8 protein-coding genes are annotated in these 9,654 nt (G+C 69.2%); 3 read left to right on the plus strand and 5 right to left on the minus strand.

Going from position 1 to position 9,654, the window contains the following annotated elements; all coding sequences use genetic code 11:
- Positions 1 to 42 precede the first annotated feature (42 nt).
- The 5 genes from gatB to RJ03_RS17910 form a co-directional block, all read right to left on the minus strand.
- Complete coding sequence (gatB, locus tag RJ03_RS17890) at positions 43 to 1,554, minus strand: Asp-tRNA(Asn)/Glu-tRNA(Gln) amidotransferase subunit GatB (protein ID WP_036503897.1); 1,512 nt, start codon at positions 1,552 to 1,554, stop codon at positions 43 to 45.
- A gap of 47 nt (positions 1,555 to 1,601) precedes the next feature.
- The gene (locus tag RJ03_RS17895; protein ID WP_036503899.1) at positions 1,602 to 2,219 is read right to left on the minus strand and encodes a hypothetical protein; all 618 of its coding nucleotides are present in this window, start codon (positions 2,217 to 2,219) and stop codon (positions 1,602 to 1,604) included.
- A 103-nt stretch (positions 2,220 to 2,322) separates the two neighbouring features.
- Positions 2,323 to 4,815, minus strand: a complete 2,493-nt coding sequence (locus RJ03_RS17900) for an ABC transporter permease (RefSeq protein ID WP_036503902.1) — start codon at positions 4,813 to 4,815, stop codon at positions 2,323 to 2,325.
- Positions 4,812 to 5,534 carry an ABC transporter ATP-binding protein gene (locus RJ03_RS17905; RefSeq protein ID WP_051024809.1) on the minus strand — a complete coding sequence of 241 codons (723 nt, stop codon included), beginning with the start codon at positions 5,532 to 5,534 and terminating at the stop codon, positions 4,812 to 4,814. The genes RJ03_RS17900 and RJ03_RS17905 overlap by 4 nt, the downstream gene beginning before the upstream one ends.
- Positions 5,535 to 5,616: 82 nt before the next feature.
- Positions 5,617 to 5,937 carry a hypothetical protein gene (locus RJ03_RS17910; RefSeq protein ID WP_051024815.1) on the minus strand — a complete coding sequence of 107 codons (321 nt, stop codon included), beginning with the start codon at positions 5,935 to 5,937 and terminating at the stop codon, positions 5,617 to 5,619.
- Between the two features lie 184 nt (positions 5,938 to 6,121).
- On the opposite strand from RJ03_RS17910, the gene RJ03_RS17915 reads away from it, so the two are divergent.
- The 3 genes from RJ03_RS17915 to RJ03_RS17925 all read left to right on the plus strand — a co-directional run.
- Positions 6,122 to 7,474 carry a sensor histidine kinase gene (locus RJ03_RS17915; RefSeq protein WP_051024810.1) on the plus strand — a complete coding sequence of 451 codons (1,353 nt, stop codon included), beginning with the start codon at positions 6,122 to 6,124 and terminating at the stop codon, positions 7,472 to 7,474.
- Between the two features lie 79 nt (positions 7,475 to 7,553).
- Positions 7,554 to 8,207 (plus strand): response regulator, encoded by a 654-nt coding sequence (locus RJ03_RS17920; RefSeq protein ID WP_036503922.1) that lies wholly within the window; start codon positions 7,554 to 7,556, stop codon positions 8,205 to 8,207.
- Positions 8,208 to 8,273: 66 nt separating this feature from the next.
- Positions 8,274 to 9,654 (plus strand): serine/threonine-protein kinase (locus RJ03_RS17925; RefSeq protein ID WP_373281711.1); only part of this gene is annotated, 1,381 nt, incomplete at its 3' end.

Genomic DNA, 9,654 nt, shown 5'->3' on the forward strand with positions numbered 1-9,654 from the left:
GAAGGCCCGGCCGCAGTGGACCGGGCCTCGGGGGTCGAGAACTCAGGCGGCGCCGCAGGCGGCGAGGACCAGTTCGCGGACGCGGGCGGCGTCGGCCTGGCCTCGGGTGGCCTTCATGACGTCGCCGACGATCTTGCCGGCGGCCTGGACCTTGCCGGAGCGGATCTTGTCTGCGATGTCCGGATTGGCGGCCAGGGCCTTGTCGACCTCGGACTGCAGAGCCGAGTCGTCGGACACCATGCCCAGCCCCTTGGCCTCGACGATCTGCCCCGGATCGCCCTCACCGGCCAGTACGAAATCGACGACCTGGCGCGCGACCTTGGAGTTGACGGTCTTGGCGTCGACCAGCGCCACCACCTCGGCGACCTGCTTCGGCGTGATCGGCAGATCCTCGAGCGCGACCTCACGCTCCTTGGCCTGCTCGGTGAGGTAGTTGACCCACCAGGCGCGGGCGGCGTCGACCGTGGTGCCGGCGTCGACGGTGGCGATGATCAGGTCGAGCGCGCCGGCGTTGATCAGATCGCGGAACACCTCGTCGGACAGACCCCATTCGGCCTGGATGCGGGCGCGGCGCAGCCACGGGTATTCGGGGATGGTGCCACGCAGCTTCTCGACCCAGTCGGCGTCGGGTGCGATCGGCTCGAGGTCCGGCTCCGGGAAGTAGCGGTAGTCCTCGGCGGTTTCCTTCACCCGGCCCGGGGAGGTGGAGCCGTCGCTCTCGTGGAAGTGCCGGGTCTCCTGGATCACGGTGCCGCCGGAGCTGAGCACCGCGCCCTGGCGGCGCATCTCGTAGCGCACCGCGACCTCGACGCTGCGCAGCGAGTTCACGTTCTTGGTCTCGGTGCGGGTGCCGAATTCCTTGGCGCCCTTGGCCATCAGCGATACGTTGGCATCGCAGCGCAGCGAACCCTGCTCCATCTTCACGTCGGAGACGTCGAGCGCCTTCAGCAGATCGCGCAGTGCGGTGACGTAGGCGCGCGCCACCTCGGGGGCCCGTTCACCGGCGCCGGTGATCGGCTTGGTGACGATCTCGATCAGCGGCACGCCGGCCCGGTTGTAGTCCAGCAGCGAATGGCTCGCGCCGTGGATGCGGCCGGTGGCGCCGCCCACGTGCAGGGACTTACCGGTGTCCTCCTCCATGTGGGCACGTTCGATGTCGACCCGGAAGACGGAGCCGTCGTCGAGCACCACATCGAGGTAGCCGTCGGTGGCGATCGGCTCGTCGTACTGGCTGATCTGGTAGTTCTTCGGCTGATCCGGGTAGAAGTAGTTCTTGCGCGCGAATCGGCCCCACGGGGTGATCGAGCAGTTCAGCGCGAGACCGATGCGGATCGCCGACTCCACGGCCTGCTGGTTGACCACCGGCAGCGAACCCGGCAGGCCCAGACATACCGGGCAGACCTGCGTGTTCGGCTCGGCGCCGAAGGCCGTCGGGCACCCACAGAACATCTTGGTTTCGGTGCCCAGTTCGACGTGCACCTCCATGCCCAGCACCGGCTCGTACCGGTCGATGACGTCGGCATAGTCCATCAAGTCCACCGTGGGTGCAGTCATGGCCACCAGTTTATGTAAGGGCACCGACGACGCTGCGCCGACCCGAGTCACGTCCGCCAGACCGCGGTGAACTCGTACCACGGTCCGGCGAGGTGCCTCGCCGAGAAATCGTCGAATCCGGCCGGCCTGCCGTTCGGTGAGTAGGCCCACCCGCTGCTCGTGTCCAGCCCGAGCCCGCCCGCCTCGACGAAGTAGACGGCACCACCCGAATCCGCGCGCGCATAGGCGATGTCGAACCGCCCGATCTCGAAATTGCTCCGGACAGTGCCGGGCCCCGCCAGCAGCTCGCGGGCGACGCGTTCGAATTCCGGGCGCATCTCGTCGAATGTCGTTCGCGGCGCGAGGATCACCATCAGACCGGCGGCCAGCACGGTCACTGGTACGAGCAGCACCCACCACGACCATCGGCGGTCTCGTCCGAGCACGTACAGGGTGCGGACCGTCCACAGCACTGCCACGGCGGCGAGGAGGACCAGTGCCCCCGCCGCGGCGAGCAAGGGATCGGCCCACCGCATACTGCCGAATCGGGACGGCCACCAGCCGTAGTGCAAGCAGACCAGCACGGCGACGGCGAACACGGTGGTGGCGGCGGCGATCGGACCGGGTGGCTTCGCACCCGTATCCAGCGCGGACAAGGGCGGGCCGACGGCATCCGATTCGTCCATTCCGCCAATCTATCGGCCACCGGCCGCCGCACCGACCGACTCTCGGCCCGAAAGGGAGTAGTCCCGCGCGCCCGGCCGCGTGGGACTTCCCCTCCTGACTCGATCAGTCGACGGCGATGGCCTCGACGATCGGCATGCGGGCCGCGCGCAGCGACGGCGGAATCGAGCCGAGCAGGGCCAGCACCAGTGCGGCGACGGCGTAGACCAGCAACATGGGGCTCGGGCGATACACCACGTCGATGGTCATCGCGTGACCCATCGCCATGGTGGCCAGATATTGCACCGCCGCGCCGGTCACCAAACCCAGTGCGGCACCGGCCAATCCGATGCCGGCGGCCTCGGTGAGCACCGTGCGCAACAGGAATCGGCGGCTGGTGCCCATGGCGCGCAGCACGCCGAGTTCGCGGCGGCGTTCCAGGACCGACAGCATCAGCGTGTTCAGCAGTGCCGCGGTGGAGACCAGCACCACGATCCACAGGATCGAACCGGACAGCGACGTACCCTGCTGCACCCCTTGCGATACCGCCGCGAGCGCCTGCGCTCCGGTGTCCACGTGCAGACCGGGCGGCACCACCGCGCGGATCGCGTCGATCACGTGGGCCTTGTCGGCATCGGGTGCGAAGTTGACGCCGAGGATCGTTTCTCCCGGGCGGTCGTACCATTGCCGCAGGACGTCCAGATCCATCAGCACGATGCCCGACAGCGCCGAGAAGTACGGGATCACCCGCAGGACCCGCACGGGATGGATGCCGGTAGGTGTGGGCAGTTCGAGTTGCGCGCCCGCGCCGACGCCGAGGGAGCGTGCCACGTCGCGCGACAGCACCACGCCCTCGCCGGTCGACATCTGTTGCAACACATCGGGTCCCAGATCCGCGAGGACCGACGACCGGATATTGGACTGATAGGCCTGCAACATCACCCGATCGCTGCCCACGGTGGCGAAGGCCATCTGCGCCGATCCCACATCGGCGACACCGGGAACCCGCCGCACGTTCTCCTTCAGATCGGCGGGAAGCAAAGGTCCCGTGGGGAATTCGGCGAGCGAGGTGGGGCTGATGTAGGCGTCGCGGCGGCCGAGATCGGAGAACGAGTCCGTCGCCGAATCGACCAGATTGCTCGACGCACCGCCCATCGCGACTGTCGCGGTGACGCCGATCATCACCGTCATCGCCGTCGCCCAGACGCGACGCGGAGCCCGCTCGATGGTGGTCGCCCCCAGCGCGCCGGGCGCTCCGAAGATACGGGCCACCACCGCGGCCAGGCGCACGATCGGGCCCATCGCGGCGAAACACAGCCCGACCGCGCCCGCGATGGACAGCGAGATCGCGGCCAGCGACGCCCGCCCCAGATCGGCGCGGGCGATGAAAATCGCGCCACCGACCATGACCAGGCCGCCCACCAGCGCCCCCCAGCGCAGCCACGGCCCCACCGCGTCGGCCTTCGACACGCCGACCGGCGCCAGAGCTTCGATGGGTTGCACCTTGTAGACCTGGCGAGCCGCGATCGCGGCGGCGGCGACGCTGGCGAGCACGCAGGCCGCGATCGCGAACGGAATCGCGTATCCGGGCACCATGTATTCGGTGCGGGTGTCCACGGCCGCCACCATGGCCGAGGGAATCGTGTCGATCGACATGCGGCCGGCGAAGATCCCGACCACCGAACCGATCGCGCCGCCGATCAATCCGATGACGGCCGCCTCCACGATGAGATCACGCACCATCGGGCGCCGCCGCCCGCCGATCGCGCGCAGCAGCGACAGTGTCGGGCGGCGTTGTGCCACGGCCATACTCATCGCGTTGTAGATCAGGAAGCCCGAAACGATCAGCGCCGCAGCCGAAGCCATCGTCGTGGAGAAGCGGACGAGTTGGATCGCGCCGCTCGCCTGGGCGGTGCGCAGGCTCGGGTCGGCCACCACGGCACGGCCGTTCGCCAGTGTGGTCAGCTCCGAACGCAGCTGTCCGACATCGGTTCCCGGCTTCGGCACGATCTGGATGGAGTCGAGCATGCCGGCCCGGCCGGCGAGTTGCTGGGCGACGGGCAGCGTGGCGATGACGATGTGCCCGCTGTTGAGTTTGTGTGAGGTGGCGTCGTCGAGCACCCCGGCCACGGTCACCTGCCGGTTGCCCAGCGTGAAGGTGTCGCCCTCGTGCCGGCCCAGCCCCGCGCCGACGAGAACCCCGCCGGGAACCGACAGCAGTTTCGCCGCCTGTGCGCTCATCGCCCCGTTGAGATCGCTGCCGAGTGCGGAGACCGATGCGTCGGCGCCGATGAGCAGCGTGCGATCGGCCGGATTGCCGACCCCCGTGCGGATCATCGGCACCGCGGCCTCGACGCCGGGCACGGCGCGCACCTGCGATACCAGGTCCTGTCCGAATCCGCTCGCGGTGACGCCGGAGATCTCGAGTTGCGCCTTACCGCCCAGCGCCGAGGTCAGCCGGTCCACCGAACCGGTCACCGAACCGGAAATGCTGAGCACCGCCACCAGCAGCCCCGCCGAAACCCCCATGACCGCCATCGACATGGCGGTGCGGCCCTTGTGGGTGAACAGCTCTCCGATATTGAACAGCCGCAACCGATCCCAGCCGGCTGTGATCACGCGCGCACCACCTCGTCACCGTCGTGCACCTCACGGCCGCGCGCGGAAACCAGTTCGTCGGAACCGATGCGCCCGTCCCGCAGGGTGATCACGCGATCGCAGTATTCGACGGCCCCCATGTCGTGGGTGACCATCACCACCGAATTGCCGGCCCCGGAGATGTCGCCGAGCAGTTCCAGAATCGAGGCGCCGGTCTTGGAATCCAGATTGCCGGTGGGTTCGTCGGCGAGGATCAGCGGCGGATCCATGATCAGCGCGCGGGCCACGGCCACCCGCTGCATCTGGCCGCCGGACAGTTCGGCGGGGCGATGTTCGGCGCGATCGGCCAGGCCCACCCGGTCGAGCAGTTCCAGCGCCCGCGGCTTGGCCTTGCGTAATCCGGTGCCGTCCAGCAGTTTCGGGACCGCGACGTTCTCCCACGCCGAGAGAGTGGGCAGCAGGTTGAAGAACTGGAAGACGAAACCCACACGGTGACGGCGGAATTCGGATTGCCGGTTGTCGTCGAGGGAACCGATCTCCTCACCCCGGAAGGTGATGGATCCCGAATCCGGTGAATCCAACGCGCCGAGCAGATGCAGCAGCGTGCTCTTCCCGGAGCCCGACGGGCCGATGATGGAGGTGAATTCGCCCGCCTCGATGCGCAGACTGATGGTGTCGAGGGCGCGAACCCGCTGTTCACCCACCCGGTATTCCTTGACTACGTCGGTCAATTCCAACATGGCGGTAGCCCCACCCTCTTTCTGCTGTCGGTCGCGGTGGCGGCGCGGGTTCGACTGCGCCGCAACCGGGTCGGATCGTCGCTCAGCGTGCCAGGGCCGGCTCCCGATGCCAATGCCGGACCTCGTGTGCGTCGAGCACGGCACGCAGTACCGGTTGTTCGGCGGCCAATTCCCGATAGGCCTCGCTCGGGGACTGTCCCTGCAGCTGGGCCTGGTCGAGTTTGGCGTGCAGGTGGTTGTCCCACCGATACCGCAGGGCGGCAAGCACTCCGGTGGGCCCGCCGAAGAGCCGATCGCACTCGGGCAGGTCGTAGAACAGGCCCGGCGTGGCCGGGTCGACGGCCGCGCGGGCGAGCACCTCGTGCAGGATTTCGGTACGAGCGTGCTGGTCTTGCCAAGTCATCGCACCCATCTCCTCGGGCCGGGTGTCCGAACCTCTCTGCCGGACACTGTGCGACTCACGCTACGGAGGCGCCACCGCGGATACGTCGTGCCGCAGACGAGACTTCGCGTCCTACCACGGTAGGAGCGTGAGCCCTTTCCGGGAACGATGCAGCGACCACCCGTCGGCGACTAGCCTGACTGTTATGGACCTGACCAGCGCCGACGACCGTGCGGAGGTATCGCCGCACGCACCCCGGCGCCCGGGCCGGGCACGCCTGGCGCTGGGGCGGGTCGCGCGGCGACTTCTCGACCTCGTGCACGATCCGGCCGGCACGCTGCGGCAGCGCGTCGAGGAGATGTCCTACGGCTATCCCGTCTCGGTGGTCGTCACCGCGGACGTCGCGGTCGTGGTGTCGGCGGTCGCGGCCGCGTCGCTGCGCAGCCAGTACTTCTCGACGGGGGTGCCCTTCCTCGCGGTGGCGCTGCTGTTCGCCTGCTATCCGCTGCTGTTCTTCTTCGATCTGCCCCCGAAGCCGGCGGTGTTCGGACTGTCCGCGCTCACCGCCCAGGCGCTGTTCCTGCTGCAGCCGGTCTCGCCCGACTGCTCGCCGCTGGTGTTGACCGTGATGGTCGGCATGATCGGGGCGATCGCGCCGAAACGGGTGAGCCTGTTCTGGATGATCGCCGCGGTCGCGGAGATGCTGATCTTCTACGCCCTGGGCTACGGCGAACTGGTGCAGGTGTACGTCGTCGCGATCGTGCTGGGCTGGATGGTCGGTCTGATGCTGCAATTCCAGCGGCAGTCGCTGGATCAGGAACGCGAGAATCAGGCCATCCGCTCCGCGCAGGCGGCCGACGACGAACGCCGCCGGATCGCCCGCGAGGTCCACGACGTGATCGCCCATTCCCTCAGCGTCACCCTGCTGCACCTGACCGCGGCCCGGCACGCGCTCGAGACCGATCGCGATGTCGACGAGGCCATCGACGCACTCGGCGATGCCGAGCGCCTCGGCCGCCAGGCGATGGCCGATATCCGGCACACCGTCGGCCTGCTCGATCAGCGCCCCTCCGCGCTGACGCCCGAACCGGGGCTCGAGGACATCGCCGACCTGGTCTCCGATTTCGTCGGCGCCGGACTGCCGGTGACCTACCACCTGACCGGCGACACCGCGGTGGTGTCCGCGTCGACGGGTCTGGCGCTGTATCGGATCAGCCAGGAATCGCTGTCGAATATCGCCAAACACGCTCCCGGCGCCCGAGCGTCCCTCGATATCGCCGTGCTGCCCGGCGAAGTGACCGTACGCGTGCGCAATACGCTGCCGCAGGGCCCGGCCCCGCGCACCGGCCGCGGGATGGGGATCAGCGGCATGCGCCAGCGCACGGCCACCCTGAACGGCAACCTGTCGGCCGGCCGATCGGGCGAGTACTGGCAGGTGCGTGCCCGCATCCCCCTCGCTCCCGACGAGGTCTGCCCGGTGAGCGGACTCGACGATCCTCTGACGATGGTGCGCGACGCGATCACCTCGCTCACCCGCAAACGCCAGGAGGACCGGTGAGAGTGTCCCGCAGACCACAGGAGGACATGTGAACCCGGGTCAGACCCCGCTCACCGAGACCGATACCGCCACCACCACCGTGCTCGTCGTCGACGATCAGGAACTCGTGCGGGGCGGGCTGCGCAGGATTCTGCGCCGCCGCGACGGCTTCGTGGTCACCGAATGCGGCGACGGCGACGAGGTGCCGGCCGCCTTGGCCGACCACCGTCCGGACGTGGTGCTGATGGATCTGCGAATGAAGCGGGTCGGCGGCATCGATGCGACGCGCCGGCTGCGGACCCGGCCGGACGCGCCGCCGGTGCTGGTACTCACCACCTTCGACGACGACCATCTGCTCTCGGGGGCGCTGCGGGCCGGCGCGGCCGGTTTCATCCTCAAGGACTCCCCCGCCGAGGATCTGATCCGCGCGGTCCGCACCGTGGCCGAGGGCGGCTCCTGGCTCGACCCGTCCGTCACCGGCCGGGTGCTCTCGGCCTATCGGACGGCGCGTCCGGTCCCCGCGGACACTCGCTCGCGCATGGCGGAGCTGACCGCGCGCGAGCTCGAGGTGCTGAAACTGATCGGCCGCGGGCGGGTCAACTCCGAGATCGCCGGCGAACTCGGCATCTCCGAAGTAACGGTAAAGAGCCACGTCGGACACATTTTCGGCAAGCTCGGGTTACGGGACAGGGCGGCCGCGATCGTGTTCGCGTTTGACCACGGCGTGGTCGCACCCGGAGAATCGGCGTTCTGAGGGGCAGGCAACCCGGTGCGGCGCCGGGCAGGTTGGCCACCTTGCCCAGGAGTTGGAGGTTCACCGGTGGATGTGCCGAGGTCACGGGTCGGCACCAGATTCGGCCCGTACGAGGTGCGCTCGCTGCTCGGTCGCGGTGGTATGGGCGAGGTGTACGAGGCGTTCGATACCGGTAGGGATCGCGTCGTCGCGCTCAAGATTCTGCCCGAACAGCTCGCCCAGGACGCGACGTATCAGGAACGCTTCCGCCGCGAATCGCAAGCGGCGGCGCGGCTGGCCGAACCACACATCATCCCGATCCACGACTGGGGTGAGACCGGCGGCTCTCTGTTCCTGGATATGCGGCTGGTGCGCGGTGAGAACCTGCGCACCCTGCTGCGCCGGCAGGGCAAGCTCGATACCGACCGCGCGGTGGCGATCGTCGAGCAGGTGGCCGCCGCGCTGGATGCGGCCCACGCCGCCGGGCTGGTCCATCGGGATGTGAAACCGGCCAATATCCTCGTCACCCCGGCCGACTTCGCGTATCTCACCGACTTCGGCATCGCCCGCGACGAGGGCGACAACCCGCACACCACCGGCAGCCACGCCGCCGGTTCCTACACCTACATGGCGCCGGAACGATTCGACTCCGGGCCCGTGACCGCCCGCGCCGACATCTATTCGCTGGCCTGTGTCCTGCACGAATGCCTCACCGGTGCGACGCCGTTCCCCGCCGAGAGCGTCAGCGTGCTGATCCGGTCGCACCTGTCGGAACCACCGCCGCGAGCCAGCGCCGCCCGCGCCGGCGTGCCCGAGGCGGTCGACGACGTGATCGCGCGCGCGATGGCGAAGGCGCCCGCCGACCGATATCAGACCGCCGGACAGTTCGCGGCCGCCGCCCGCGCGGCGCTGGGGCTGGGCGGGCGTGTGCCCGCCGACTCGGGCACCGTGGGGACGCCGTTCGATTCCGGGACACCGAAAGTATTCGGCGCGGAACTGCTCGCCAACACTCCGCGCGGCGCGAACCCGTCCGACGGTCCCGACCCGGTGTCCGTGGCGGCGGCACGGGACAACGACTACCGCCGCACACCGGAGCCGACGACGTTCCAGCCGTTCGGACCGGACGGACCGACGATCGCGGCAAACTTCCAGCCACGCAGCTCCGCCGCCGCGGGTGAGACGGCCGCGGGCGGGGCAGCCGCATCCACGGAAGCCGCGAATGCCGGTGCGGCACAGCCTGTCTCAGCCCCTGCGGGAGCTGCCCCGGTCCAGAACACGGGCACGCTGCGCATCATCCCGCCGCCCAGCAAGGACGAGCGCGATACGTCCGGTGATCTGCCGATCATCCGGCCCGCCGATCCGACGCTGGTCGAACCGGGCGAATTCCACTTCACGCTGCCCGCCGAATCCGCTGCGGCGCAGTCGAAACCGGCGACGCTGCCGAGCCTGCCGATGCGCAAGCCGCCCG

This window comes from Nocardia aobensis NBRC 100429 (assembly GCF_000308375.1).
GTDB classification, from domain to species: domain Bacteria; phylum Actinomycetota; class Actinomycetes; order Mycobacteriales; family Mycobacteriaceae; genus Nocardia; species Nocardia aobensis.

Bases quoted from the DNA above. Each gene is read 5' to 3' on its own strand.
- RJ03_RS17895 (WP_036503899.1), bottom strand. From the start codon at position 2,219: ATGGACGAATCGGATGCCGTCGGCCCGCCCTTGTCCGCGCTGGATACG.
- RJ03_RS17905 (WP_051024809.1), bottom strand. From the start codon at position 5,534: ATGTTGGAATTGACCGACGTAGTCAAGGAATACCGGGTGGGTGAACAG.
- RJ03_RS17910 (WP_051024815.1), bottom strand. From the start codon at position 5,937: ATGACTTGGCAAGACCAGCACGCTCGTACCGAAATCCTGCACGAGGTG.
- gatB (WP_036503897.1), bottom strand. From the start codon at position 1,554: ATGACTGCACCCACGGTGGACTTGATGGACTATGCCGACGTCATCGAC.
- RJ03_RS17915 (WP_051024810.1), top strand. From the start codon at position 6,122: ATGGACCTGACCAGCGCCGACGACCGTGCGGAGGTATCGCCGCACGCA.